Consider the following 26910-nt stretch of genomic DNA (forward strand, 5'->3'; position numbering starts at 1 on the left):
CCTTACCAACGCGTGCGATAATTCAAACCTAAAATTGTAATTTTGGTATCTGTTTTTACGTTTAAACCTGCATATGGGTTTAATAACAGGTTATTTACCCCTGTCTGGTTGGCTAAACTACTGGTATTTGCTGGAATCTGATCTTTGCTACGCAAGAAACCAATTGATAGATCCAGATCAGTGTCTGCATCAAAACGGTAACCCACACCTAAACCAAATAACTGTGCACCATTGATCGGTACCATGGTATTACGCTTATTTTTTGGAATAGCACTGGTCCGTGGTTCATAACCTGCCCGAAGCTTCAAACGGTCTGTAGCGGAATACTCCATCCCGATACCAAAGTTCCACGGCGATTCAAATCCCATCGGTAAAGCCAAGGTTGAGTCAGTAACATTGGCAGACAAAATTTTGGCAATTTTTAGGGCTGAAATGGTACGATCAAATTCGAATTTAAATTCGTCCCAGACCTTGTAATCTGTCCAGCCAATATCAAAATTCACTTGCAAATCTGGCATCACTTTATATTTGATACCTGCCTGAAAATGCGCCGGATATTCAAAATCCTGCGACACCAGACCAGATTCACTCGATGGTATGTAATTAGGAAATCCAAGAATTGCAGCCAGAATCTGGCCAGTCGGTGAGGTCATTAAACCTTTAATCATTTCCTGAGGAGCTTTGGCATTATCAATATGATATTTACCTTTTAAGCGCATTTTTGCAGCACTTTGGTACACCATACCAAAACTAAAGTCTTCGCGCGGTTCCCACAATATTCCCAGGTTATAACTTGGGCTTAAGTTCTGCTCAAGCTCCAGTTGCATTTGACCAAACTTGCCAAATGGGTTCATCCCCTCATCCGCATTACAGATCCCGAGCAAAAGAATATCTGTAATAATGTCGGAATTTTCTTTAAACGGCGTACACACGACTTCGTCGATCATACGCAACATCCCAATCAACTCATTCGGGAAACGCAAGTCCGTTTTCATCCCGATGGCTTGATAAGACATCCCGATAGAAGCACCAATCGACAGTTGGTCATTGACCTCATAACCGATGGATGGTGACAGATAGGTAATCCGCTCTAAAGCAACCTGCTGTCCCATAAAGTTTGCCGGGTTCCCATCTTCATGACCAAAACCTGCCATGAGAGGAGCATAAACAGCAGTCGCATAAGTGGCTTTCGATCCAGGGGGATTGTATGCGATCCCCATCGTGGGTGCAGTCAAAGGAAGACCTTCGCCTAAATCCACCATTTTTTTCAGAAAAGGAACATAGAGGCTGACATATTCCACATCGCCTTTGACTGGGCCTTTAAAATCGGTACACAAATCAGATGAAACTTCAGGACCGTCATTACAGACAATGGGATCATCAGAATAGCCAAATACGTTATATCCGGCCGGTACTGAAAACTCACGCTGGATATCAAAATTAGCCACAATGATTTGCTGTTCGGTTTGCAGACCATCAATTTTAGTCAGTGCAGCCGGGTTAAAGTGGATGGCATTGACCCCTGGAGGATCTGCGGTGACGGCATTCCCCATGGATAGTGCACGTAAATCAACTGAAAGGTTGGTTCCCAATTGTGCAAAGGTATAACTTGAACAGCCCGCAAGAATAATTCCTGTTAATAACGGGCTAAGTCGAATGTTTTTCATACGACACCCCTATTAACTAATTTTTTTACCAAAACCTAAAATATCAAGTGGGAATGACAGTCCCAACGAAACATCCGGTGCATCTTCGGTCAGCCCTAGGCCAACGGTACCATTAACAATTGTTTCTGGAGAAACTCGCACCCCTAAGGAAATTGCAAAGGTAGAACTGGTCTGATCTGCAGCAGAATAACTTTCACCAGTGTTATAGTTAAATTCCGCACCAGTATTAAAGCTTTGCTGATAGGACATGGTCATCGAAACATCATAGTTAAATGAATATGCGAAACCAAAGGCAAAGCCTCCACTAACACCAGGTTCAAACTCCTCAATAATCCGGCTACCTCGACGCTGATTCAGGCCCGATTCTTTAAAACCATAGTTCGCAGAAACCGATGCAAACAATACAACTGGGTCAATGTATTTACGTGTACTAGCACCCACTCCAGCAGAGTAATAGCCCTTTCCTGCTGCCAGATCTGTCGCGGCATTAATTTCATAAGGGCTATCACCGGTTTTAGTTGATAAATTACCAAATAAAATCAGAGGCAGACGACCTGCTTTTAGTGGGAAGGGCTCCCAGCGAGCACCCAGACTAATATCACCCAAGCCTGCCGTAGACGTATCTTTTAACAAGTCAGTTTTAGCCACTAAAGGTAGGGATGCAGTCAAGGTCAGGTTATCTTTCACGCCATATTGGAAAGTGAAAGTATTAGTCATACTATGTGTTGCATTTTCTTGAACACGTAGTTGATACAATTGGCCCTGAGCCATTTCTATATCGAGTTGAGTGTCCCGATAATAGGTATAATCAATATCGTAATATGATGAAATTTCACCTTGTTTTATCAGAGAGTATTGGCGTTCATTTGACGTAAATACTTCTTCCAGATTAGCTGCCTGAGTAGCATCTCCTTCTTGTTGCTGTAAAGCTTGAGATGCATCTACTACCTGGCCAGCTTGAGTCTCTACAGGTGCTGCTGTTTCCACGGCAGCCTCTTCAACTGCTTCATATCCACCTAGTTCCGATTCTTCTGCAGTCTGCGTTTTGACCTGCCCGGTTTGAGCCGGTACAGATGCAGCAGTTTCAACAACAACTTCTTCATCAACCGTTTCGTATTCACCTAGTGCTGGTTCTTCTGCAGCAAATGCAACGCCCATTACCATTTGAATGCTCAGTGCCAAGAACGTCTTGTTCATCCATTTACTGTTCATATCCATTTCACCATTTTAATTTTTATTACTGTTTTTCGTTTTATTTATTCTTGTAATACAGTCTCAGGAAGTTATGTTGATATTCCCCAAATTGTTCTGACTCTGTATTACGATTACGGTCCATACGGATCGTAGAAGCTTTATCAGCAATTTTGTCCATATAAAATTGTGGATACTGCATGTCAACCAAGGCATAGCGATTAATCGTAGCATCTTCTACATGACGCATATCTGATTCTTTTAATACTAGAAAATTTTTGCGATATTGCTCAGGTACATTAATCAGGAACAAAGTGTTATTTTCCCAAATATCCTGAAAACGCCGTTCCTCAAAACTGATATTACCAAGTGCCGGATCTGCAACATAAACCCGGCCATTTTTATAACCTTTATAAACTACAAAATGCTTAAATCCTGCATAGGAAATCGGAACAATGGCAGGCTGATCTTGATTGACTAAATCTTTGAACTCTCCTCGATAGCCTCCACTTTCCAACCCTAAGGCTGAAACAAAGCGCTTCATATCAAGCAGAGAAAAACTACGGCGTTCAACAATTTTATCCGTTTCACCGAATTTCATCAGCCCACTCATGACTTGCTGCTCATCCAGCTGCGTACCGACATAACCATTGAGGAGGGTCGTCAGTGCTGCCGAACCACAACTATAGTCATAAGCTTGACGTACAATGCCCTGAAACTGATCCAGAAGTGCCGGTTTTACTTCTACAGCTTCACGGTGCATACGCACAAAAGAGTCATTTCTTGAATCAAGAACTTCAGTATAGTGAACAGCCCCATTCGGCTGTTTTTTGATATCCAGAGCTTCTTTGGCAGCGTAATACATCAACGCCGAGCCCAACGCGATCTCTAACATAATTATTAACTTTTCTTATAATGGGCATGATGTGCCTATTTTTCTTTTTATAGAGCATTCACTCTACTTCCCTGTAACTAGAAAGATACCTGCTTTTTCAAAAAAATACAGTATTTTTTTTATTTTTTAGATAAGTGAGATAGTCATAAAAAAGCGCGTGTAAACACGCGCTTTTTTAAAATAAAGATTAGTGACCCGAAATGGTAATAATTGCGCCTTTAGTATAACTACCTTGAGCTTGAGAGTAGAAAGTTTGTAAACCTTGAACTTCCATATCACCAATTGATGATCTTGCTTCACGGTTACCTAAATGAATACCTTTAATGTATTGGTCTTTCGCCCCAGTATCATTACTTACAATACGAACATGCGCTGCCTTACCTAACTGAGCTGTAGTACCTACATAAGCATCGTTATATACAGAAATATTCTGGCTAATAGTTAAATCATTAGAATCCGCATCTGCAATTTTGATACTTTCAACATAAATCTCACCTGCTTCACGTGTAGTCACTGGAGTCGTACCTACCAGCCCTACTGCTTTATTTTTAGATGAGTTATCTAAAATACCTAGGTTTTTAATTTCTAGACCACCTACCATTACAGTATTCATCTTGATCATAGCGCCTTGTGGAGCAGCACCCAGTTGAATATTGGCATTTATCACACCAGTTTTAACGTCAAAACCACTAATGATGTCGTTTACAACACCGGCACCACCTCGACGAATCGAATCCGGATCATCTGCACCAGATGCAGTTACACCAATTCGGCCAACTTTGATATCTAGACCCGATACTTGTGCAGCAACATTAATGAAAGGATTACCAGCACCAGCATCCGAATCAATTACCAAGTCAGCAAGGTTACGGGATGCAAGTAAATAGGCACCATTATTGTCATAATTGGCACCGATTACTACACCATGCGTTGCAGTAGTAGGATCAGCAAGAGCAGCAGCATCAGGTGCTGTATCAGTCTTACCACGGATTACGATCGCACCTGCTGTAGAAGTACCTCCGAAACCCGCCTCATTTGCAACACCTTTTGGCGCTAAACCGTCGTTATCATGGATAAATAATTTTTCAATAGCAATTTTCGAGATGCCGATACCAATTGTCAAACCGTCTTGACCCGTTGTTTCGCTTAGAGATGCATCATCCATTGCTTGCATCGCCATCGCATTGGCACTAAATGCAACTGAAGTCGCTAAAACTAATTTTGTGAATTTTTTCATTGTTTACTCTCCCAAGAGTACTATTTTTTTTGGTTGTGAATTACTCAGTGTTTAGGCTGTATTTTTTATTTTCTGACAGCTTAAGCATCTTTCCTTGAGTAATTTGCTAGCCCACTTAAATTAGCGTCGAGTCAGTTTTTGATCAACTGTTGTTGGTCGCAATCTGTCGCTTACCGATAAACGGTATTTCATGATTTAAAAATATTTTCCTGGCTTCTTGATATAAAATAGTGAGTCATATCGAATTCTCCTTAACTGAATGACCGAAGCTCTCTATCATCGCCCTTTAAAATTTGAATCACGCCTGGTTGCAGATCTATTGTCCGCATTGAAGACATTAGATCATCTGGTGTATTTAAATAATAATGGTCAGCCTTTTATTGCCTGCTGCGCTCAAGAATATTTTGTTGCGCAGACATCACAAATTCAGTCTTTTAAAAGAACAGAGATTGAACAATATCAACCCAGCCCATCTGAATTTAATTTAGCGATTGATGCATTAAAAAATCCTCAAAACAATGGATTTCATGGAGGTTATGTCGGTTTTATCGGCTACGATTATGCAGCTCAACAACATATTCAGTATTCAGATCGCCCTCAACCTGGTTTATTTATTGGTCAATTTACTTCCTACATTAAATCAACCCCTGATGGCTGGATGTTATATAGTGATGATCGACAGGCAGAACAGATTTTCAATCATATTCAGAACTTACTTAATCAAGATAAAATTCACCCGACATTTCACTTAAAAAATCCTTGTACCTCACGCTGGACCAAATCTGTCTATACTCAGGCTTTTCAGAAAATTCAGGACTATATTGTTGCAGGTGACTGCTATCAGATTAATCTGACCCAAGAATTTAAAGGTCGTGCCCAAGGCTCCCTCTTAGCCACTGCCCAAGCATTCTGGACATTAACCGAAGCGCCCTATGCGGGTTATTTGCGTATTGGTGATTTTGAATTACTCAGCTGCTCACCCGAGTTATTTATTGACTTCGAAAAAAATCGGAAAATTATCACCAAACCAATTAAAGGCACCATGCCACGCTATAGCGATCCAACGCTGGATGAACAATCTAAACAAACGTTAAAAGCATCGGAAAAAGATCAGGCAGAAAATGTCATGATTGTAGATTTATTACGTAATGATTTAAGTGTTTATGCGGAAACAGGTTCGGTTAAAACACCGAGATTATTTAATATCGAAAGTTTTAATCAAGTGCATCATATGGTGAGCGAAGTTGAAGCAACGTTAAAAGCAGATGTGAATCCTTTCGAGGTGTTAATGTCAGCCCTACCAGGTGGCTCAATTACGGGTGCACCTAAAATTCGTGCCATGCAGATTATCGCTGAATTGGAAGGTGCAGCACGTGGGGCTTATTGCGGTTCAATGGGTTATTTTAATTTTGATGGCACCGGTTCCTGGAACATTCTGATTCGTTCCATCCAAAAATATCAAGAAGATGTTTCTTTATGGGCGGGGGGTGGTATTACTATTTCTTCGGATTGTGATGCAGAATATCAGGAATGTTTTGATAAAGTTGAAGCCATGCTGAATCTACTCAATACCTGGTATCGGCCTGAATAAATAAAAAAGCGAATCATTTGATTCGCTTTTTTAATCCCTTCTAGCCTCCCTTTAAAAAGAGAGGAAAAATTCCCTCTTTATGAAAGAGGGGTTTTGAGAGATTAAACTAAAATCTCGTTTTTTAATGTATCCACTAAACGCTGATTTTGCTCATCTGTACCAATAGTAATTCTTAAAAACTGGTTAATACGTGGCTTGTTAAAATAACGTACGATAATGCCACGTTCACGCAACTCACTTGCAAGTTCGCCTGCATCCTTAAATGGCAATGAGGCAAAAATAAAGTTAGCACTCGATGGTAAAACTTTAAAACCAAGCTCATTTAATTGGGACACCAACTTTTCACGGCTAGCAATGACTTTCTGATTTTGTGCTTCAAAGTAGGCTTGATCTTCAAATGAAGCTACCGCTGCAGCAATCGCAAAACGGTCCATCGGATAAGAGTTAAAGCTATTTTTGACTGCTTCAAGTGCTGCAATCAAATGTGGCTGAGCAATCGCAAAACCCACTCGCAGACCAGCAAGAGAACGTGACTTCGATGTGGTTTGACATACGACTAAATTTTCATATTTCTCAACCAGCTTGACTGCTGATTCGGCACCGAAGTCGACATAGGCTTCATCAATCACCACCACTGAATCCGGATTGGCTTGCAGGATTTCCTCAATGGCTGCCAAACCCAGATCAATACTGGTCGGTGCATTAGGATTAGTAATAATAATGCCGCCATTAGTTTGTTTATAGTCATCCACAACGATTTCAAAGTTATCATTCAGTGGCAAGATTTTGGTTTTGACGCCAAAAAACTGACTATAAACCGGATAGAAACTATAGGTAATATCTGGATAAAGTACAGGCTGTTCTTGAACAAAAAATGCTTTAAAGATATGTGCTAAGACTTCATCTGAGCCATTGCCGACAAAGATGGTTTCAACAGGTACATTTTGTTGTTTAGCGATCGCCTGTTTCAACTCTGATGCATCAGGGTCTGGATATAAACGCAAAACATCAGCCGAATTCGCAAGTACCTTTTGAACTGCTTCTACCACTTTGGGTGAAGGTGGATACGGATTTTCATTGGTATTAAGTTTTAAAATATTCTGGATTTTTGGTTGTTCGCCTGGGGTATACGGTTCTAATTCACGTACTTCAGGACTCCAAAAACGCATTTGTTCTGTTGTGATATTCATTTTGTATTCTCTTTAAACCCTCTCCTAACCTCTCCCTGAGCCATATATGGCGCAAGAGAGGAATTTTCATTACTAAAGACACAAGATTTTTGTGGTTTAAATTCTCCTCTCCTTTTAGGAGAGGGTCAGGGAGAGGTTGTAATGCTATTTATGATTAATAACGATAACGTGCTGAACGCGCATGCGCATCCAGGTTTTCTTGTTGCGCCAAGATATCCGCAGTTTTTGCTAAAGTTTTTACACCTTCTTGTGAGCACATAATCAGACTTGAACGCTTCTGGAAATCATAGACACCAAGTGGCGATGAAAAACGCGCAGTACCTGAAGTTGGCAAGACGTGGTTTGGACCGGCACAGTAATCACCAATGGCTTCAGGCGTATAACGCCCCATAAAGATCGCACCTGCATGACGAATGCTATCAGACATTGCTTCTGCATCATCTAAACACAACATCAAATGCTCAGGCGCCACCTGATTAATCAAATCTGACGCTTCTTGACGGTCTTTCACCAAGACCAAAGCACCACGATTGGCAATCGAGGTACGGGCAATTTCTGCCTTCGGTAATGTTGCTAGATGCATTTCAATCGCCTGCTCAACATCATTCAGCAACTGTTCATCTGGTGTGATGAAAATGGCCTGTGCCACAGTGTCATGCTCAGCTTGCGAAAGTAAATCCATCGCCAGCCATTCAGCATTATTTTGGCCTTCGGCATATACCAAAATTTCAGAAGGCCCTGCAATCATGTCGATGCCGACCTGACCAAATACCGCACGTTTTGCCGCAGCAACAAAACGGTTACCTGGGCCGGTAATTTTATCTACTGCTGGGACAGTTTCGGTACCATAAGCCAAGGCCGCAACTGCTTGTGCACCACCAATGGTAAAGACACGCGTCACACCTGCCAGATATGCAGCCGCCAGTACCAATGGGTTTAAATCACCATTCGGCGCAGGCACCACCATAATAATTTCCGGCACTCCTGCGACATGTGCAGGCACCGCATTCATCAACACAGAAGATGGATAAGACGCCAGACCACCCGGTACATAAATCCCAACACGATCCAAGGGGGTCACTTTCTGACCGAGCGTATTCCCCAAAGCATCGACATAGGTCCAGCCGTCCTGTTTTTGTGCCTGGTGAAATTCACGCACGCGTGATGCAGCAAGTTCTAAGGCTTCGCGTACTTCAGTTGTTAGACCCTCGAAGGCAGCTTTTAGTTGCTCTTGGCTTAACTCTAGATCTGAAAATTGATGCGCCGGATGTCGATCGAACTGTTGAGTGAGTTTAAGAACTTGAGCATCACCATGCTGACGAACATCAGCAATAATTTGATCTACGGTTTTTAAAAGTTCAGGATCATTAACAGTTTCAAAAGCCAACAAGTCAGCAAATGCTTGCTTGAAGTTTTGATCTTGGGTCGATAAACGTCGCATCAATTTACCCATCAGGTTTGAATTCGAAGGCTTTAGTTTACCTGTTTTCCAGACTTTTGTCGGCAGCTATAGTGCTCTAGCCCTATGAGTTTTATTGGAAATAGCTTTTGGTAAAATTGATGAAAGAATTTACATCGTATTTATGTTCAATCGAATAAAAAAAACCGCCCTAAAAGGACGGTTTTTTATGCAAAAAATTTAAGCCTGTTTGGCCTTTTCACGTTCTTCTACGGCTTTTTCAAGCTGTGCCAGAATCGGATTTAACAATGCTTGCTTACGCTTGAAGCTGGCTTTATTCACGATTAAACGCGAAGACACTTTGCAAATTTCTTCAAGTGGCTCTAAACCATTGGCACGCAAAGTATTGCCTGTATCTACGACATCGACGATGTAATCGCCCAGACCAACTAATGGTGCAAGTTCCATGGAGCCATACAGCTTGATCACATCCACTTGCTCACCCAGGCTGGCATAGTATTGACGGGTCAAATTCACGTACTTGGTCGCAATTTTTAAACGACCTTTAGGACGTTGCATCCCCACCTTACCGGCGGTCATCAATTTACATACCGCAATTTTCAGGTCCAATGGTTCATAGACGTTTTGCGCGCCATGTTCCATCAATACATCTTTACCGGCCACACCAATATCGGCTGCACCATTTTCAACATAAGTCGGTACATCTGAAGCACGTAAAATTAAGATACGAACCTGTTTATGCGTGGTCGGGAAAATCAATTTACGAGATTTATCAGGATCTTCTAAAAGGTTAATCCCTGCTGTTTCTAGCAAAGGTAAAGTCTCTTTTAAGATACGCCCCTTACTTAATGCCAAAGTTAAACCATGATCAAAATTGCCCATTACGTCAAAGTTTGGATCATCGTTTCTCATATCGCTCATTAATTTACTCGCTTAATTTGGGCACCTAAACTTTGTAACTTTGCTTCTACATCTTCATAACCGCGGTCAATATGATAAATACGGTCAATCAGCGTTTCACCTTCAGCGGCAAGTGCTGCCAGCACCAAAGAGAACGAAGCACGTAAATCTGTTGCCATTACGGGTGCAGCAGAAAGTTTTTCTACACCCGTTACCACAGCATCATTACCTTCAACCTGAATATTGGCACCCATACGTGCCAATTCAGGAACATGCATGAAACGGTTTTCAAAAATCGTTTCAGAAATTGTCGCAAAGCCTTGAGCAATGGCATTCACAGCCATAATCTGGGCTTGCATATCGGTTGGAAATTCTGGATGTGGTAAGGTTTGGAAGCTGACAGCTTTCGGACGTTTACACAGCATATCCAGTTCAATCCAGTCGTCACCACGGGTCACTTCTGCGCCCATTTCTTCAAACTTGTCCAGCACCGCTTCCATCAGGGACGGATCAGTATGCGTGGTTTTGATACGACCGCCAGTGATCGCTGCTGCTGCCAGATATGAACCGGTTTCAATCCGGTCAGCAACAACCGCATATTCACAGCCATGCAGACGTTCGACACCGGTCACAATTAAAGTATCGGTATCTAGACCTTCAATCTTGGCACCCATCTTGATCAGCATTTGCGCAAGATCAGTGATCTCAGGTTCACGTGCTGCATTGCGAATCGTGGTCACACCATCGGCCAACACGGCAGCCATCAGAATATTTTCTGTCCCACCCACAGTCACCATATCAAAGACAACTTCGCCACCTTTCAGGCGACCATCGACTTTGGCATGTACATAACCGGCTTCGACTTCAATCTCGGCGCCTAAAGCTTCTAAAGCTTTCAAATGCTGATCGACAGGACGGGAACCAATCGCACAACCGCCTGGTAAAGACACTTTTGCACTGCCATAGCGCGCCAATAATGGACCAAGCACCAAAATAGAAGCACGCATAGTTTTTACGAGCTCATACGGTGCGAACTGGTTATCTAATGTAGAAGTATCAGCAACAACCGTATCGCCTTCATAAGTCATGGTGATCCCAAGACCAGCAATCAGCTTCACCAACGTATTGACATCTTTTAGATTAGGAACATTTCTGAGCGTAATCGGGGTATCAGCAAGAATCATTGCTGCCAATAATGGAAGTGCTGCATTCTTTGCACCAGAAATGCGCACTTCACCTTCGAGCTTGATACCGCCCTGAATTAAAAATTTATCCATTAAATGATTAAGCTCCAAATAAGCTTGCTTTGCGCCATTCTTCTTTTGTCATCGCGCGAATCGTTACTGCGTGAACTGCACCACTGGCAATATGGGCATTGAGAGGAGCATAAACAGCTTGTTGGCGTGCAACTGGACGCTTACCTTCAAATTGATCATCCACAATACGGAGATCAAATTTTCCGCCCTGACCACTCACAGCAACATCCGCCTCTGGAAAAGCGGCTTCTAAAATTTCAGCGAGCTGTTCATTATTCATCACAAGACCTCTTATAGGACTAAGGGTGTAAAACGAGCCATTTTACTATAAATAGCAAAAATAATTCATGGATCCATACATTATATATATAAAAAAAAGAGGCTTTTAAAACCTCTTTTTCATCATTTGTCCTTTATAGGGCTAAAGGATGCTGCTGTAAATGCATTTCCCGGTATCGATCAATCTGCCGTTTGAGTTTTTCGGTTAATATTTTAATTGAGGTATACATATCATCTGCGGTGGCGTGAGCAAAAAATTCAATGCCCGGTAATCGAATAATAGCCTCTGCGATATGATTACTACTGCCCTTTCTAGAGCGTTTATCAATTTGATGATCTTTTGAGAGTTTCACTTGCATACTATTCACCTGATCTAGGTGCTTCGTCATCTGTGAAAACTTGGTTTTTATACTTTCTTCAATAGCTGGCGTAATCGATAAATGATGTCCACGAATTGTTATTTGCATAGTTCTATCCCTCACCTTCGTTAGGATTAGAAGAGTCACAATATAAAATAATTTAAATACAGCAACTTATAAATAAAATATCCGTATTTTAAGTCCTGGATCAAATCATTTTACTGCTCCTCAAAAGAAAAAAAGATTCATTATGTTGTCATAATGAATCTCTAGAATAGCCAGATTTCAAATTTTAGATCAAGACTTTTCGCTCAGAAGATGAAGGAATATGTAACGATTCACGATATTTCGCCACCGTACGTCGTGCCACATCAATGCCTTCATCTTTTAACATATTGGCAATTGCATTATCAGACAGAGGCTTACGGGCATTTTCTTCGGAAATCAGTTTTTTGATTTTGGCACGAATAGCAGTAGAAGATGCTTCACCACCTGAAGTAGTCCCGACATGACTTGAGAAGAAATATTTCAACTCGAACAATCCACGTGGGGTCAGCATATATTTATTGGTGGTTACACGAGAAACTGTAGATTCATGCAATTCGACTTCTTCGGCAATATCTCTTAAAACCAGAGGTTTCATGCCTTCCGCCCCAATTTCCAAGAACATTTTTTGATGTTCTACAATACAAGTCGCGACTTTCAATAATGTTTTATGCCGTTCATCGATACTTTTGATAAAGTTCTTCGCTTCCAGCATCTGATTACGCAGGTACTGATTATCATCGCTTTGATCTGCACGACGAATCATTTTGGCATAAAAAGAATTGACGCGTAACTTTGGCAGTACATCCGAGTTTAAATTGACTTGCCAGCAGTTATTCTTTTTCATCACCACGACATCTGGCACCTGATAATCCGATTCCTTGTTTTCAAATTCCAGACCCGGGTGAGGTTTCAATGTTTTTAGCAAATCTACGGCACAGCGCAACTGCTCTGGATTTAAGCCAGTCTGTTTAATCAGCTTAGGAAGCTCATTGGTAATCAACAATTCATAATGTTGCAGAAGTTTGATCGCATCATTTCGGCAAGACGTTGATGTAGGTAAATTATCAAGTTGGACCAATAGGCATTCTGCCAAGCTTCTAGAGCCTACACCCACGGGATCCAAACGCTGAATATGCTTTAATACGACCGCAACCTCATCATCTTCAATTTCTTCTTCAGACCCCATAGAAGAGAGTAAATGTTGTACCGATGCAGTAATTTCACTCAACTCTGCATCTAAAAAACCTTTGTCGTCTAAAGAATCCACGATGCAATAAGCGATTAATTTATCAACCTGTGAAAAATTCAACAGATTAATTTGTTCTAGCATATATTCTTGCAGGCTCTGATGTCCTTGACGATTATCTTCACGCTCTTCGAACTCGGCTGCCCCCAGACTTGTAGGTTGATGGGTATAAACATCATCCCAATCGGTATCTACAGGTAAGTCATCAGGCAGATGATCGGCATTAAGTTCATTGGTTAGATCGTGATTTTCATTATTTGATTCAATAGTAGATAAGCTTTCAAGGGTAATTTGCTCTTCAACTTTTTCTAATAGAGGATTACTATCAAGTTGCAACTGAACTTCTTCTTCCAATTCCAGACTTGAAAGTTGTAATAGCCGAATTGCTTGCTGTAATTGTGGAGTTAATGACAGCGAGTTCGCAATTTTTATGCCCACTGATAATCTCATTGTTACCCCCTTAATAGAAAATCCCGTTTTATAAGCAATTTTTATGCCGTTTTATTTTTTATAACACAGATTTACCAAAAAACATACAAAATGGATTTTAAATTTCTAGCTTTTCGCGACTAATAATTGTTTAAATACTTAAATTTTCGCATAAAAAAATCCCCCTCTGCTAATGCGGAGGGGGATTTTGGAATAATGAGCTGGCGATGACTTACTCTCACATGGGTAACCCCACACTACCATCAGCGCTAAGAGGTTTCACTTCTGAGTTCGGGAAGGGATCAGGTGGTTCACTCTTGCTATGGTCGCCAGCACAACTGGTATGATTACTTACTGAGGTCTTATGGTTGCCTTAGCTTTCTTCAAATCTTGCACTCTGTTCAAAGCAGTGCTTTGAACATCGTTCATTAACAGGTATATCTGAGTTGCAGTAGTTTGTTCGTTCAGCGTAACTAAATCAAGCTGTTTTGCTTAATATCGAATCAATCGAGCTTCGTACAACAACTGTTTGGGTGTTGTATAGTCAAGCCTCACGAGCAATTAGTATTGGTCAGCTTCACATATCACTATGCTTCCACATCCAACCTATCAACGTCGTAGTCTTCAACGGCTCTTTAGGAGACATAAAGTCTCGGGGAAATCTTATCTTGAGGTAGGCTTCCCGCTTAGATGCTTTCAGCGGTTATCCCTTCCGAACATAGCTACCCGGCGATGCCACTGGCGTGACAACCGGTACACCAGAGGTTCGTCCACTCTGGTCCTCTCGTACTAGGAGCAGATCCTCTCAAATTTCCAACGCCCACGGTAGATAGGGACCGAACTGTCTCACGACGTTCTAAACCCAGCTCGCGTACCTCTTTAAATGGCGAACAGCCATACCCTTGGGACCTGCTTCAGCCCCAGGATGAGATGAGCCGACATCGAGGTGCCAAACACCGCCGTCGATATGAACTCTTGGGCGGTATCAGCCTGTTATCCCCAGAGTACCTTTTATCCGTTGAGCGATGGCCCTTCCATACAGAACCACCGGATCACTAAGACCTACTTTCGTACCTGCTCGACTTGTGGGTCTCGCAGTTAAGCGCGCTTTTGCCTTTATACTCTACGCGTGATTTCCGACCACGCTGAGCGCACCTTCGTACTCCTCCGTTACTCTTTAGGAGGAGACCGCCCCAGTCAAACTACCCACCAGACATGGTCCTCGTCCCGGATAACGGGACAGAGTTAGAACCTCAATATTACCAGGGTGGTATTTCAAGGACGGCTCCATCGCAACTAGCGTCGCGACTTCAAAGCCTCCCACCTATCCTACACAAGTAAGATCAAAGTTCAATGTCAAGCTGCAGTAAAGGTTCACGGGGTCTTTCCGTCTAGCCGCGGGTACACCGCATCTTCACGGCGAATTCGATTTCACTGAGTCTCTGCTGGAGACAGCGCCCCCATCATTATGCCATTCGTGCAGGTCGGAACTTACCCGACAAGGAATTTCGCTACCTTAGGACCGTTATAGTTACGGCCGCCGTTTACTGGGGCTTCGATCAAGAGCTTCGCTTACGCTAACCCCATCAATTAACCTTCCAGCACCGGGCAGGCATCACACCCTATACGTCCACTTTCGTGTTTGCAGAGTGCTATGTTTTTAATAAACAGTTGCAGGGGCCTGGTTTCTGAGGCTGTCGGCCGCTCAAGGAGCAAGTCCTATCACAGACAACAGCGTACCTTCTCCCGAAGTTACGGTACCATTTTGCCTAGTTCCTTCAGCAGAGTTCTCTCAAGCGCTTTGGTCTACTCGACCTGACCACCTGTGTCGGTTTCGGGTACGATTCCTGTGTAACTGAAGCTTAGAGACTTTTCCTGGAAGCATGGTATCAGCCACTTCACTGTACAAGTACAGCTTGCTATCAGTTCTCAGCATAGAGTACCCCGGATTTGCCTAAGATACATGCCTACAACCTTCCACCTGGACAACCAACGCCAGGCTGACTTAACCTTCTCCGTCCTCTCATCGCATTACACAGAAGTATTGGAATATTAACCAATTTCCCATCGACTACGCCTCTCGGCCTCGCCTTAGGGGTCGACTCACCCAGCCCCGATTAACGTTGGACTGGAACCCTTGGTCTTTCAGCGTGCGAGTTTTTCACTCGCATTGTCGTTACTCACGTCAGCATTCGCACTTCTGATACCTCCAGCAGACTTCTCAATCCACCTTCATCGGCTTACAGAACGCTCCCCTACCACGCATAATAAATTATGCATCCGCAGCTTCGGCATATAGTTTTAGCCCCGTTACATCTTCCGCGCAGGCCGACTCGACTAGTGAGCTATTACGCTTTCTTTAAAGGGTGGCTGCTTCTAAGCCAACCTCCTAGCTGTCTATGCCTTCCCACATCGTTTCCCACTTAACTATAATTTTGGGGCCTTAGCTGGCGGTCTGGATTGTTTTCCTCTTGACTACGGACGTTAGCACCCGCAGTCTGTCTCCCGGATAGTACTCATTGGTATTCGGAGTTTGCATCGGTTTGGTAAGTCGGGATGACCCCCTAGCCGAAACAGTGCTCTACCCCCAATGGTATTCGTCCGAGGCGCTACCTAAATAGCTTTCGGGGAGAACCAGCTATCACCAAGTTTGATTAGCCTTTCACCCCTATCCACAAGTCATCCCCTGGCTTTTCAACGACAGTGGGTTCGGTCCTCCAGTTAGTGTTACCCAACCTTCAACCTGCTCATGGATAGATCACCTGGTTTCGGGTCTATACCCAGCAACTAAACGCCCTATTAAGACTCGGTTTCCCTACGGCTCCCCTATGCGGTTAACCTCGCTACTGAATATAAGTCGCTGACCCATTATACAAAAGGTACGCAGTCACCGGACTAAGCCGGCTCCCACTGCTTGTATGCATGCGGTTTCAGGATCTATTTCACTCCCCTCACAGGGGTTCTTTTCGCCTTTCCCTCACGGTACTGGTTCACTATCGGTCAGTCAGGAGTATTTAGCCTTGGAGGATGGTCCCCCCATATTCAGACAAGGTTTCACGTGCCTCGCCCTACTCGACATCATCATATAAGCCCTTTCGTGTACAGGACTATCACCGTCTACGGTCGCACTTCCCAGAGCGTTCCACTAGAACTTATATGACTTAATGGGCTCTTCCCCTTTCGCTCGCCGCTACTGAGGGAATCTCAATTGATTTCTTTTCCTAAGGGTACTGAGATGTTTCACTTCCCCTCGTTCGCCTTGCAACACTATGTATTCATGTTGCAATACCTACCTTATGGTAAGTGGGTTTCCCCATTCAGATATCTCCGGATCACAGGATATTTGCCGCCTCCCCGGAGCTTTTCGCAGGCTATCACGTCTTTCTTCGCCTCTGACTGCCAAGGCATCCACCACATGCACTTAATTACTTGACTATACAACCCCAAACAGTCGTTTATCCTTACAAGTAGGATAAGCAACAGAGTTCGTCTTGCGACTTACTCATACAGTTGGCGTTTCGTAGATTTAACTACTGTACAGCTTCAATTAGATTCATATACCAAAACGCTTGATTCAGTTAATTTCGCTAGAACTCATTTCCTTAATCTTCACATCACAGTAATAAATCACTGTTAGTGTTGATCTTAAAAACGAGTTTGAACAAATTATTTCAACTCAAATATATTCTGTTAATGATTTTTCCAGCCTTCGTCAGGTCAGGAAACTGTGATAAATCACAGAGATTATCAAGTCCGCGTATCATAACGCTTGTACTTGTTAATCTCTAGGATCTAAATACTTGATCGCTTAGGAACTAAACAACTTCATCACTGTATGATTACATACTGCGCGAAGCGTAGCTTCTTGCTTAAATTTCAAGTAAAAGCAGTGCTTTTATGATCTTGAAATTTGGTGGAGACTAGGAGAGTCGAACTCCTGACCTCCTGCGTGCAAAGCAGGCGCTCTACCAACTAAGCTAAGTCCCCAGCTTATCAATAAGTCAATGTTTCTGATTTTCCGTACTTCGTCAGTAGTGGTGGGTCTGACAAGACTTGAACTTGTGACCCCACGCTTATCAAGCGTGTGCTCTAACCAACTGAGCTACAGACCCTCAGATACATCGTATGAAGAACAACTTGTTGTGGATTCTTACCAATCGTCAATCTTTCGTTAAGGAGGTGATCCAGCCGCAGGTTCCCCTACGGCTACCTTGTTACGACTTCACCCCAGTCATCTGCCACACCGTGGTAAGCGTCCCCCCTAAGGTTAGACTACCTACTTCTGGTGCAACAAACTCCCATGGTGTGACGGGCGGTGTGTACAAGGCCCGGGAACGTATTCACCGCGGCATTCTGATCCGCGATTACTAGCGATTCCGACTTCATGGAGTCGAGTTGCAGACTCCAATCCGGACTACGATCGGCTTTTTGAGATTAGCATCCTCTCGCGAGGTAGCAACCCTTTGTACCGACCATTGTAGCACGTGTGTAGCCCTGGTCGTAAGGGCCATGATGACTTGACGTCGTCCCCGCCTTCCTCCAGTTTGTCACTGGCAGTATCCTTAAAGTTCCCGGCTTAACCCGCTGGCAAATAAGGAAAAGGGTTGCGCTCGTTGCGGGACTTAACCCAACATCTCACGACACGAGCTGACGACAGCCATGCAGCACCTGTATGTAAGTTCCCGAAGGCACCAATCCATCTCTGGAAAGTTCTTACTATGTCAAGACCAGGTAAGGTTCTTCGCGTTGCATCGAATTAAACCACATGCTCCACCGCTTGTGCGGGCCCCCGTCAATTCATTTGAGTTTTAGTCTTGCGACCGTACTCCCCAGGCGGTCTACTTATCGCGTTAGCTGCGCCACTAAAGCCTCAAAGGCCCCAACGGCTAGTAGACATCGTTTACGGCATGGACTACCAGGGTATCTAATCCTGTTTGCTCCCCATGCTTTCGCACCTCAGTGTCAGTATTAGGCCAGATGGCTGCCTTCGCCATCGGTATTCCTCCAGATCTCTACGCATTTCACCGCTACACCTGGAATTCTACCATCCTCTCCCATACTCTAGCCAACCAGTATCGAATGCAATTCCCAAGTTAAGCTCGGGGATTTCACATTTGACTTAATTGGCCACCTACGCGCGCTTTACGCCCAGTAAATCCGATTAACGCTTGCACCCTCTGTATTACCGCGGCTGCTGGCACAGAGTTAGCCGGTGCTTATTCTGCGAGTAACGTCCACTATCCAAGAGTATTAATCTCGGTAGCCTCCTCCTCGCTTAAAGTGCTTTACAACCAAAAGGCCTTCTTCACACACGCGGCATGGCTGGATCAGGGTTCCCCCCATTGTCCAATATTCCCCACTGCTGCCTCCCGTAGGAGTCTGGGCCGTGTCTCAGTCCCAGTGTGGCGGATCATCCTCTCAGACCCGCTACAGATCGTCGCCTTGGTAGGCCTTTACCCCACCAACTAGCTAATCCGACTTAGGCTCATCTATTAGCGCAAGGCCCGAAGGTCCCCTGCTTTCTCCCGTAGGACGTATGCGGTATTAGCATCCCTTTCGAGATGTTGTCCCCCACTAATAGGCAGATTCCTAAGCATTACTCACCCGTCCGCCGCTAAGTAAAGTAGCAAGCTACTCTTCCCCGCTCGACTTGCATGTGTTAAGCCTGCCGCCAGCGTTCAATCTGAGCCATGATCAAACTCTTCAGTTTAATACTATGTAGCACCTTTAAAGGGTGCCAATCTTGGCTCATCAATTTTCTGACAAATATTTCTCAAATAAACTTCGAGTAATTTCTACCATCAATCAATGAAAATAATTTCGATCGATCAACCAGTAAAAATCCACACAAGTTGTTCTTCATAATCTCTTAATGATCTTCTTAAAACCTCGTCAGCTTTAAGCTCCAACCCAATCACTTAACGTTTCGTTTCATGCATTGCGTTGGTGTGCTGCGTATTCTATACAGTTTCAAAACGAGCGCAAGGGCTTTTCTTTAAAATATTCAAAAAAACCATTCATACGTTTATTTTTTAATCTGAAAGGCTATTTTTAACACTTTTTTTGCGCTTTTCTAGCTAATTCCACATGAAAATTTTAAGCAAATGTTAATTTTCTAGCCCTCATCTCATAAAAAAAGATCACCTTTATAGTGATCTTTTTGATTCTTCATCAAAATATTTTAATTTGCCTGCTCAGCGAGCCAAGTCATAAATTTTTGACGCTCAGCTTTAGAAGCCTTCTGCCATAATTGAATCAGCTGCTGATCATTCTGGTCTGCTGATTGAATATATACAGCTGCAGGCTGATTAACTGGTGTCGCAGCTTGAGTGGTCATATCTACTTTTTTAGTCAACACACGATTTCCAAACCATGGTTTCGCTGCATCTTTAGCACCCGTCTGCTGGACTAAGAGCTGATTTTTCGCATCATATAGACCAATAATGGGCTGATCTTTATATTTTTGCGCTGCATCAAAATCTTTAGGCGCCTGAATGAGTGCTAAACGATAAGTTTCGCCATCTTTAAGGCTTGGTGTTTTTACCGTAACCACACCTGACTTTAAAATGTCATGTGAATTGTCTGAATGCTGGAAAAATTCGTTATAACGTACGCTGATCGCATTTACACCTGCATCCAAGCTATAAGTCTGATTAGAACGCAATAGACCTGAACTCACTTCCTGATCATTTACGGCAACAATTTTTATTTCTTCAGGTACTGTGACGGTTACTGCCGAAAAAACTGGTGTGCTAAACAGAAACACTGCTGCAGTTGCCGCAATACGTAAATCCATATCCTTTACTCATTTTTGGTTGTTTATTAAAAATTAGCCGCACTATGCCGCGTCTAAATGACAATTTTATGACAAAGGCTGGAGCGATACAGCCTGTGTTCTTAGCATTTATTTGGCTAGACATATCACATCATATCTAAATACAATTCTAAGACATAAAAAAAGAAGCACCAACATGCTTCTTTTTAATCTAAAACTATTTATGCAAAGGTCTTAAAGCGCTCTGCATCATCCATAAAGGTTTTTTCACCTGCAGGAGCTTCAATCGAACCAAATACCAGTTGAGCGCGAAGTTTCCAGTGAGATGGAATCTCGAAAGTTTGTGCGACTTCTTCATCAATAATTGGATTGTAGTGCTGTAATGAAGCACCAATATTTCTTTCTGCCAAAGCGGTCCAGGTTGCAAACTGTGCAATAGCAGAAGAATGCTCAGACCAGACCGGGAAGTTATCGGCATAAAGTGCAAACTGCTCCTGCATCGACTTCACCACGTTCTGGTCTTCATAAAACAGTGCGGTACCATAACCTGCAGCAAAAGCATTGATCTTGCTATTGGTTGATTCAAATGCATCTGCTGAAACCAGATCACGTAAAGTTTCACGTACAATATGCCAGAAAGTATCATGTGATTGACCAAATAAAATCACCACACGCGAGGTTTGCGAGTTAAAAGATGACGGACTGTGCTTCACCGCATCTTTAATGATTTTCTCAATTTCTGCTTGATCCAGATCTACATTTTTTCCAATTGAATAAATGCTACGGCGTTGTTTGATTTGATCTAAAAATGCCATGAATTCACCTCTATATATTTTGATTATTAAAAAATCGATAAAGTCATACTACGTGCTTTAAGCACCCAAGACAGGTGCATTTCGATAACAATGTGTTTTATTTATAGAACAATCAGATTTAGATCTGGGTAGCGTATTTGTATCTGATTTTATCCGCAGCTTCCATGCTGTCACATATAAAGTTCTCTATAAACTTTTAATTAAATACTTTGAAACGGTGCTGATCCGGTTTTTGTAATTTTGCTTCTACTGTTTGTTCAATTAACCCAAAGCAAAGTTGTGCGCGTAACAACCAGTTCTTTTCAATCTGAAAATGCTCTGCGACCCTTTCATCAATCAGTGGATTATAATGTTGCAAGGATGCCCCTAAGCCAGAATCTGCCAGCGTCGTCCACACAGCAAATTGCGCCATACCGGAAGTTTGTTCCGACCATGCTGGAAAATCCTCACTATTTAATGGCATTTTCTTTTGTAATTGTTGAATCACGGCTTGATCTTCATAAAATAAAACCGTGCCATAGGCCGCAGCACATTGATTCAACTTGATTTCAATTCCTTCGTAAATATGTGCCGGCATATACTGACGCTGCACCTGTTTCACAATTTCCCAGAATTGATGATGAGAATCTGCAAATAACACCACAATGCGCGTAGTTTGAGAATCATAAGCCGAAGGACAACTCCGCACTGCTTCCCGAATGATTTCGCCAAGATAAGCCTGACTATAATGTACCCGCTTACCGAGTTGATCGATACTACGGCGCTTTTTCAATTGATCGACAAAAGTCAGTTCTAAATCATCATTCAGTTTATTTTTTCTTGAAAATTTAAAATCCTTGGTTATATCGCTTGTTAATACCTGACCAATCTTATTTAGCAATGCCATTTTCTACCCCACAACAAACAAGCCAAATCAGCTTAGAGAATCCCCTACAATTATAAGGCCTTTATTAAGATAGGCAGATTTAGTGGTGGTTTTGCTGTTGATTTTTACAACACTCAAACCAGCCAAAAACAACAAACTCCGCACTTGGCGGAGTTTGTGTGAAGCATTGCGCATTATTTATTTTTCAGTTTCAAATAATGCAGCAACAAAAGATTTGGCAGAGAATGGACGCAAGTCATCAATTTTTTCACCCACACCAATAAAGCGAATCGGCACATGAGTACGACTGGCAATATTAAACAGTACCCCACCTTTGGCCGTGCCATCCAGTTTGGTAATGGTCAGACCCGTCAGACCGACTGCTTCATCAAACATTTCCACCTGATTAATCGCATTCTGGCCAGTTCCGGCATCCACCACCAGCATCACTTCATGCGGTGCAGTTGCATCAATTTTCTGCATCACACGTTTGACTTTGGTCAATTCCTGCATCAGATGACCTTTGTTATGCAAACGACCCGCTGTGTCTGCAATCAATACATCCACACCTTTGGCACGCGCACTTTCAAAAGCATCGAAAATCACTGAAGCTGAGTCAGCACCATGACCCTGAGCAACAACCGCAATATTATTACGCTCACCCCAGATCTGGAGCTGTTCAGTTGCAGCCGCACGGAAAGTATCGCCTGCTGCCAACATGACGGTCTTGCCTTCACCTTGCAGGCGCTTTGCCAACTTGCCAATGGTAGTCGTTTTACCGACACCATTCACACCAACTACCAGAATCACATAAGGCGATTTATTCGGATCAATATGCAGCGGTTTTACCCGTGGTGCCAATAAAGCCACCAGTTCTTCCTGAAGCGCTTTATAGAGTGAATGCGAATAGATCAAATCACCACGTGCCGTACGTTCAGTCAGGTTAGCGATAATGGTCTTGGTTGCTTCCACGCCAATATCAGCCACCAGAAGCTGCTCTTCGACTTCTTCTAATAATTCATCATCAATTTCTTTACCACCAATCAGGATATTTACCATCCCATCGGCAAGGTTTTTACGGGTTTTGGTTAAACCCACTTTCATACGGCTAAAGAAGCCACCTTTCGCCGCAGAATCTTCATTTTCATTTTCTGTTTCGACAGGTGCAGAAACCACAACGGTTTCGCTTGGCGTTTCTACGATAGGCACATTGACCGCAGGTAAGCTCGGTAATGTGACATCATCATCTCCGATATCAGCATCAATCAAAAATTTGTTTTGCCCATTAGATTGCTGTTGCATGCCGAATCCTTGAAAAGCATTGCGTTAAAAACCCAGATTCTACCATAACTTGCCTGCTTTGCAGCTAGCAATGCAAATGCTGGACAAACATACCAAAAAGCTACAGCTCTCGGTTGCTTTCAAGCACGCATTTATTAAAAATAACTCTAAATACAAACGCCTATTTCAGGAGATCTAGTGTTCATCACCTTTTTGACTATCTCCTCTTTCTCGCAAATGATCAAACAGACGCTTTATCCACTCGGTGCAGCAGTCTTGCTTAGCCTGAGTTTTAACTCGGTTCAGGCACAAACCCGAAGCGAATTGTCACGGACTACTTTTGAAACCACTTTAAGTAACGGTTTAAAAGTCATTATTCGGGAAGACCATCGTGCGCCCATGGTAATGACACAAATTTGGTACAAAGTCGGCAGTAGTGATGAATCCGGAAATATTCTGGGGGTATCCCATGCACTTGAACATATGATGTTCAAAGGCACTCATAAAGTCCCAAATGATGAATTTACCCGTCTTAGCCGGATTTATGGCGGCAGTATCAATGCGGCCACCTTTACCAATTACACCAATTATTATCAGCTGTATCCTAAGGCCTATTTTCCTATGGCCCTGGAACTTGAGTCTGACCGTATGAGCAATTTATTATTGCGGCAGCAGGACTTCGAGCCAGAAATTAAAGTCGTCATGGAAGAACGGCGCCAGCGCACCGATGACAATCCGCGTGCGCAAGCCTTTGAACGGTTTAAATGGATCAGTTATCCGACCAGCCACTACCGTCAGCCGGTGATTGGACACATGAAAACTCTGAATAATATTCAGTTGAATGATGTCAAAAAATGGTATCGGGATTGGTACAGTCCGAATAATGCCATTCTGGTGATTGTTGGAAATGTAGAATCTGAAGCTGCTTTGGCTCAGGTACAAAAATATTTTGCTGACATTCCCGCACGCCCAACACCAGCACGCAATGATGTACTGGAGTTTGAACGCTTAGGCTATCGGCATATGGAGATTAATAGCAATGTTCATGTGCCCAATCTGTACATGACCTGGAATGTAAAATCCCTTGGCACTGCCAAAAACCCCCAAGATGCTTATGCCTTGACCATTATTCGCAGTCTTTTGGACAGTGGCATTTCTTCGCGCCTGCAAGACCGTTTGGTACGTGAGCGTAAAATTCTGACCTCTGTCAGCGTTTCTTATGATCCCTATAATCGCGGCGACAGCCTGTTTGGTATTTCTGCCTTACCTGCGCCGGGTATCTCTTTACAAGAGGCACAACAAGCAATTCAGGATGAAGTGGATTTACTCAAAACTACCGCCATAACCCAACAGGAAGTGGATCGTATCAGTACCCGCTTTATTTCCAATTTGATCTATAGCCAGGATGATATTGCCGGACAAGCCAAAATGATTGGAAATCTAGAGGTCAATGGCTTGAGTTATCGCCTGATGGATGAATTACCGAAACACTTTGAAAGTGTCAGCGTTCAGGATATCCAGCGTGTCGCAAACGCCTATTTTGTACGTGAAAATCTCAGCACGCTTTATCTCTCTCCTGAACAAAACACCCAGCAACGGGGATTATAATGCTTCAACTTCGTTCATTTTTGCTTATTTCAATTTTAAGTCTTAGCTCGGCTACCCATGCAGAAAACTATCTGGATCCCCAGCCTAACCAAAATGATAATCCGAGTCAGTTACAGTCTATCCCTTTGCTGCAAAGCTTAAAAAATATTAATCAGCAACGGGATTTTCAGGCGCCTTATATTCATGATCTAAACAATCGCTACAAAGTACGCACGCTGTTTGTTGAAACGCAAGATCTTCCCATGGTAGATATCCAGCTGACCTTTAATGCCGGTTCGGCCCGTGATCAGGAAATTGCCAAAGGCCTATATGGTCTATCCAATATGGCAGCCAAGTTGATGCGTGAAGGAACCGACAAATATAGCGCAAATCAGGTGGCGGAAGTTTTTGACCAAACCGGAGCACAATTCAGCGTACAAGCCTATCGGGATATGTTTGTGGTTCGTCTGCGTACGCTTTCAGACCCGGAAAAACTGGAACCCGCATTGGGCATGCTGATGGAGGTTGTCAAGAATGCGTCATTTAAAACGTCTAGCATTAATCTGGCTTTAAGCAATACGCAAGTGGGACAAAAACAGCTGCAGGAAAATCCAAGCCGACTCACGGATATCCGTTTTTATCGCGCTTTATATGGTCAGCACCCTTATGCAGAACCAATCAGCGGCACCCAAGGCAGCACCAAGAAAATTAACGCAGAATTATTGAAAAAATTTCGTGATCAGTTTTTGGTGGCGCAAAATATGAATATTGCCATTACTGGCAAACTCAGCCCGAAACAGGCACTCGAACTGTCTGAACGAATTGCCGGCAACTTACCTCAAGGGCAAAAAGCAGAAGCATTGCCACAGCCTGAAATTCAATCTGGTTTTGAAGTGGTACATCTACCCTATAACTCGTCTCAGGCGCATGTCACTTTTGGGCATTTAGGCCCAACCCGCTTTACTGAAGATAAACTGGCTTTAGAAGTCGCCAATCGCATGTTTGGCGGTAGCGGATTTAATGCAGTATTGATGCAGGAACTACGGGTGAAACGTGGTTTTACTTATGGCGCTTATAGTTCATTGAGCTTTAGTCAGGCACCCGGCGTATTCAGCTTTAAGTATTCCACGCGTCAGGATCAACTGCTAGACAGCATTCAGGTCGCACATCAAGCATTTATCCACTTTGTCAGCCAACCTATTGATACTCAGCGTCTGGAAGAAACCAAAGCAGGCATGTTACGTGCTTTTCCTAATAATTACAGCAGTAATGCCACCATTAATGCCCAGCTAGGCAATATGGGTTTTTATAGTGAGCAAACTGATTATTTATCCAGTTATCCAGAACGCTTGGCTAAAATCACAGCGGCAGATGTACAAAATGCAGTGCGCAAGCATTTTCATCCTGATCACTTAACCCTAGTCGTCGTCAACAAAGAACTGGATCAAAATGCCTTGAAAATGCGTTTGGAGCGAAATTTAATGGATGCCAATTATTACTTACCAACAAACCCTATGCCTAAGGCATCTCCACAGAGACCGGCGGAAGCTGACGTGCCCGAAGTGATTCCTGCTGATAAGCCTGCATCAATTTAAGATATTGCCCACGACGGATATGCTGCTGCTCTAATAAAGCGAGTGCCATATCCTGAGTTTGGGGAAGGTTTTGCTGTTTAGACAGTTGCTGAATCTGGGTGACTTGAGCAATGCTCAACGGACGATATAGAGCAAATGCGGCTAAAAGTAGAATGATCGCAATAATAAAAATAACCACACTGTTATAAATCTGTTCCAGTTTGATTCTGCTGAAAAATTGGCTTAGTTTTTCTGTATCTATAGACATACACTACCTCAGGTTAGAGGTAGTGTATGGTCGCAGT

At 43.1% G+C, this 26910-nt stretch carries 19 protein-coding genes, 2 tRNA genes and 3 rRNA genes; 3 read left to right on the forward strand and 21 right to left on the reverse strand.

The genetic code is table 11. The features are described 5' to 3' along the window. Window positions 1–2: 2 nt before the first annotated feature. From F894_RS08880 to F894_RS08895, 4 genes are all read right to left on the reverse strand, one after another. On the reverse strand, window positions 3–1667 hold the full coding sequence (locus tag F894_RS08880; RefSeq protein ID WP_004279160.1) for a putative pilus system OmpP1/FadL family transporter FilD: 1665 nt from the start codon (window positions 1665–1667) through the stop codon (window positions 3–5). A gap of 12 nt (window positions 1668–1679) precedes the next feature. Beyond that, window positions 1680–2885, reverse strand: a complete 1206-nt coding sequence (locus tag F894_RS08885; RefSeq protein ID WP_005247185.1) for a putative pilus system protein FilC — start codon at window positions 2883–2885, stop codon at window positions 1680–1682. Window positions 2886–2919: 34 nt separating this feature from the next. Next, complete coding sequence (locus F894_RS08890) at window positions 2920–3753, reverse strand: putative pilus system C39 family peptidase FilB (protein WP_005247186.1); 834 nt, start codon at window positions 3751–3753, stop codon at window positions 2920–2922. 187 nt (window positions 3754–3940) lie between these two features. After that, window positions 3941–4990 carry a putative pilus system protein FilA gene (locus F894_RS08895; RefSeq protein ID WP_005247187.1) on the reverse strand — a complete coding sequence of 350 codons (1050 nt, stop codon included), beginning with the start codon at window positions 4988–4990 and terminating at the stop codon, window positions 3941–3943. A gap of 259 nt (window positions 4991–5249) precedes the next feature. Here F894_RS08895 and F894_RS08900 point away from each other — a divergent pair, with 259 nt between their 5' ends. Beyond that, a complete protein-coding gene (locus F894_RS08900; protein ID WP_005247188.1) occupies window positions 5250–6581 on the forward strand; it encodes an anthranilate synthase component I family protein in 1332 nt (443 codons plus the stop codon). Between the two features lie 101 nt (window positions 6582–6682). On the opposite strand, the gene hisC is transcribed toward F894_RS08900, so the two are convergent. The 16 genes from hisC to ftsY all read right to left on the reverse strand — a co-directional run bounded on the left by hisC (window position 6683) and on the right by ftsY (window position 23465). Next, window positions 6683–7771 carry a histidinol-phosphate transaminase gene (gene hisC, locus F894_RS08905; protein WP_005247189.1) on the reverse strand — a complete coding sequence of 363 codons (1089 nt, stop codon included), beginning with the start codon at window positions 7769–7771 and terminating at the stop codon, window positions 6683–6685. Between the two features lie 154 nt (window positions 7772–7925). Continuing rightward, entirely contained in the window at window positions 7926–9224 is a 1299-nt protein-coding gene (hisD, locus tag F894_RS08910) for a histidinol dehydrogenase (RefSeq protein ID WP_005247190.1), read from the reverse strand. 186 nt (window positions 9225–9410) lie between these two features. After that, the gene (hisG, locus tag F894_RS08915) at window positions 9411–10112 is read right to left on the reverse strand and encodes an ATP phosphoribosyltransferase (RefSeq protein WP_004646025.1); all 702 of its coding nucleotides are present in this window, start codon (window positions 10110–10112) and stop codon (window positions 9411–9413) included. Next, window positions 10112–11368 carry a UDP-N-acetylglucosamine 1-carboxyvinyltransferase gene (gene murA, locus F894_RS08920; RefSeq protein WP_005247191.1) on the reverse strand — a complete coding sequence of 419 codons (1257 nt, stop codon included), beginning with the start codon at window positions 11366–11368 and terminating at the stop codon, window positions 10112–10114. Before murA ends, hisG begins: the two co-directional genes overlap by 1 nt. Before the next feature lie 7 nt (window positions 11369–11375). Further along, window positions 11376–11627 (reverse strand): BolA family iron metabolism protein IbaG, encoded by a 252-nt coding sequence (gene ibaG, locus F894_RS08925; RefSeq protein WP_004730742.1) that lies wholly within the window; start codon window positions 11625–11627, stop codon window positions 11376–11378. Window positions 11628–11760: 133 nt separating this feature from the next. After that, window positions 11761–12093, reverse strand: coding sequence for a ribosome hibernation-promoting factor, HPF/YfiA family (gene hpf / locus F894_RS08930; RefSeq protein WP_004730744.1), 333 nt, complete (start codon window positions 12091–12093; stop codon window positions 11761–11763). A 184-nt stretch (window positions 12094–12277) separates the two neighbouring features. Then, a complete protein-coding gene (locus F894_RS08935) occupies window positions 12278–13729 on the reverse strand; it encodes an RNA polymerase factor sigma-54 (protein WP_005247192.1) in 1452 nt (483 codons plus the stop codon). 198 nt (window positions 13730–13927) lie between these two features. Continuing rightward, window positions 13928–14042: ribosomal RNA gene (gene rrf, locus F894_RS08940) — 5S ribosomal RNA — on the reverse strand. Window positions 14043–14248: 206 nt separating this feature from the next. Next, window positions 14249–17143 (reverse strand): 23S ribosomal RNA (locus F894_RS08945). Between the two features lie 476 nt (window positions 17144–17619). Continuing rightward, window positions 17620–17695: transfer RNA gene (locus F894_RS08950), tRNA-Ala, on the reverse strand. A 48-nt stretch (window positions 17696–17743) separates the two neighbouring features. Next, a tRNA-Ile gene (locus tag F894_RS08955) sits at window positions 17744–17820 on the reverse strand. A gap of 60 nt (window positions 17821–17880) precedes the next feature. After that, window positions 17881–19418, reverse strand: a 16S ribosomal RNA gene (locus F894_RS08960). The 16S, 23S and 5S rRNA genes sit together here with 2 tRNA genes alongside, the layout of an rRNA operon. Window positions 19419–19889: 471 nt before the next feature. Continuing rightward, window positions 19890–20504: a DUF2057 family protein gene (locus F894_RS08965; RefSeq protein WP_005247194.1), complete on the reverse strand. Its 615-nt coding sequence runs from the start codon at window positions 20502–20504 to the stop codon at window positions 19890–19892. Between the two features lie 200 nt (window positions 20505–20704). Further along, complete coding sequence (locus tag F894_RS08970) at window positions 20705–21298, reverse strand: nitroreductase family protein (RefSeq protein WP_005247195.1); 594 nt, start codon at window positions 21296–21298, stop codon at window positions 20705–20707. A 196-nt stretch (window positions 21299–21494) separates the two neighbouring features. Then, entirely contained in the window at window positions 21495–22184 is a 690-nt protein-coding gene (locus tag F894_RS08975; protein ID WP_005247196.1) for a nitroreductase family protein, read from the reverse strand. A gap of 177 nt (window positions 22185–22361) precedes the next feature. After that, window positions 22362–23465, reverse strand: a complete 1104-nt coding sequence (ftsY, locus tag F894_RS08980) for a signal recognition particle-docking protein FtsY (RefSeq protein WP_005247197.1) — start codon at window positions 23463–23465, stop codon at window positions 22362–22364. 177 nt (window positions 23466–23642) lie between these two features. On the opposite strand from ftsY, the gene F894_RS08985 reads away from it, so the two are divergent. Together F894_RS08985 and F894_RS08990 are read left to right on the forward strand one after the other, a co-directional pair. Then, window positions 23643–25052 (forward strand): M16 family metallopeptidase, encoded by a 1410-nt coding sequence (locus tag F894_RS08985; protein ID WP_005247198.1) that lies wholly within the window; start codon window positions 23643–23645, stop codon window positions 25050–25052. After that, window positions 25052–26626 carry a M16 family metallopeptidase gene (locus tag F894_RS08990; protein ID WP_005247199.1) on the forward strand — a complete coding sequence of 525 codons (1575 nt, stop codon included), beginning with the start codon at window positions 25052–25054 and terminating at the stop codon, window positions 26624–26626. The genes F894_RS08985 and F894_RS08990 overlap by 1 nt, the downstream gene beginning before the upstream one ends. On the opposite strand, the gene F894_RS14940 is transcribed toward F894_RS08990, so the two are convergent. Further along, complete coding sequence (locus F894_RS14940) at window positions 26550–26873, reverse strand: hypothetical protein (protein ID WP_004645254.1); 324 nt, start codon at window positions 26871–26873, stop codon at window positions 26550–26552. The genes F894_RS08990 and F894_RS14940 overlap by 77 nt on opposite strands. Window positions 26874–26910 lie beyond the last annotated feature (37 nt).

This window comes from Acinetobacter sp. CIP 51.11, assembly GCF_000369665.1.
Lineage (GTDB): Bacteria > Pseudomonadota > Gammaproteobacteria > Pseudomonadales > Moraxellaceae > Acinetobacter > Acinetobacter lwoffii_S.

What these genes read in the sequence shown, in the direction of transcription:
- F894_RS08880 (WP_004279160.1), bottom strand. Translation starts at nt 1,667, where the DNA reads ATGAAAAACATTCGACTTAGCCCGTTATTAACAGGAATTATTCTTGCG.
- F894_RS08885 (WP_005247185.1), bottom strand. Translation starts at nt 2,885, where the DNA reads ATGGATATGAACAGTAAATGGATGAACAAGACGTTCTTGGCACTGAGC.
- F894_RS08890 (WP_005247186.1), bottom strand. Translation starts at nt 3,753, where the DNA reads ATGTTAGAGATCGCGTTGGGCTCGGCGTTGATGTATTACGCTGCCAAA.
- F894_RS08895 (WP_005247187.1), bottom strand. Translation starts at nt 4,990, where the DNA reads ATGAAAAAATTCACAAAATTAGTTTTAGCGACTTCAGTTGCATTTAGT.
- F894_RS08900 (WP_005247188.1), top strand. Translation starts at nt 5,250, where the DNA reads ATGACCGAAGCTCTCTATCATCGCCCTTTAAAATTTGAATCACGCCTG.
- hisC (WP_005247189.1), bottom strand. Translation starts at nt 7,771, where the DNA reads ATGAATATCACAACAGAACAAATGCGTTTTTGGAGTCCTGAAGTACGT.
- hisD (WP_005247190.1), bottom strand. Translation starts at nt 9,224, where the DNA reads ATGGGTAAATTGATGCGACGTTTATCGACCCAAGATCAAAACTTCAAG.
- hisG (WP_004646025.1), bottom strand. Translation starts at nt 10,112, where the DNA reads ATGAGCGATATGAGAAACGATGATCCAAACTTTGACGTAATGGGCAAT.
- murA (WP_005247191.1), bottom strand. Translation starts at nt 11,368, where the DNA reads ATGGATAAATTTTTAATTCAGGGCGGTATCAAGCTCGAAGGTGAAGTG.
- ibaG (WP_004730742.1), bottom strand. Translation starts at nt 11,627, where the DNA reads ATGAATAATGAACAGCTCGCTGAAATTTTAGAAGCCGCTTTTCCAGAG.
- hpf (WP_004730744.1), bottom strand. Translation starts at nt 12,093, where the DNA reads ATGCAAATAACAATTCGTGGACATCATTTATCGATTACGCCAGCTATT.
- F894_RS08935 (WP_005247192.1), bottom strand. Translation starts at nt 13,729, where the DNA reads ATGAGATTATCAGTGGGCATAAAAATTGCGAACTCGCTGTCATTAACT.
- F894_RS08965 (WP_005247194.1), bottom strand. Translation starts at nt 20,504, where the DNA reads ATGGATTTACGTATTGCGGCAACTGCAGCAGTGTTTCTGTTTAGCACA.
- F894_RS08970 (WP_005247195.1), bottom strand. Translation starts at nt 21,298, where the DNA reads ATGGCATTTTTAGATCAAATCAAACAACGCCGTAGCATTTATTCAATT.
- F894_RS08975 (WP_005247196.1), bottom strand. Translation starts at nt 22,184, where the DNA reads ATGGCATTGCTAAATAAGATTGGTCAGGTATTAACAAGCGATATAACC.
- ftsY (WP_005247197.1), bottom strand. Translation starts at nt 23,465, where the DNA reads ATGCAACAGCAATCTAATGGGCAAAACAAATTTTTGATTGATGCTGAT.
- F894_RS08990 (WP_005247199.1), top strand. Translation starts at nt 25,052, where the DNA reads ATGCTTCAACTTCGTTCATTTTTGCTTATTTCAATTTTAAGTCTTAGC.
- F894_RS14940 (WP_004645254.1), bottom strand. Translation starts at nt 26,873, where the DNA reads ATGTCTATAGATACAGAAAAACTAAGCCAATTTTTCAGCAGAATCAAA.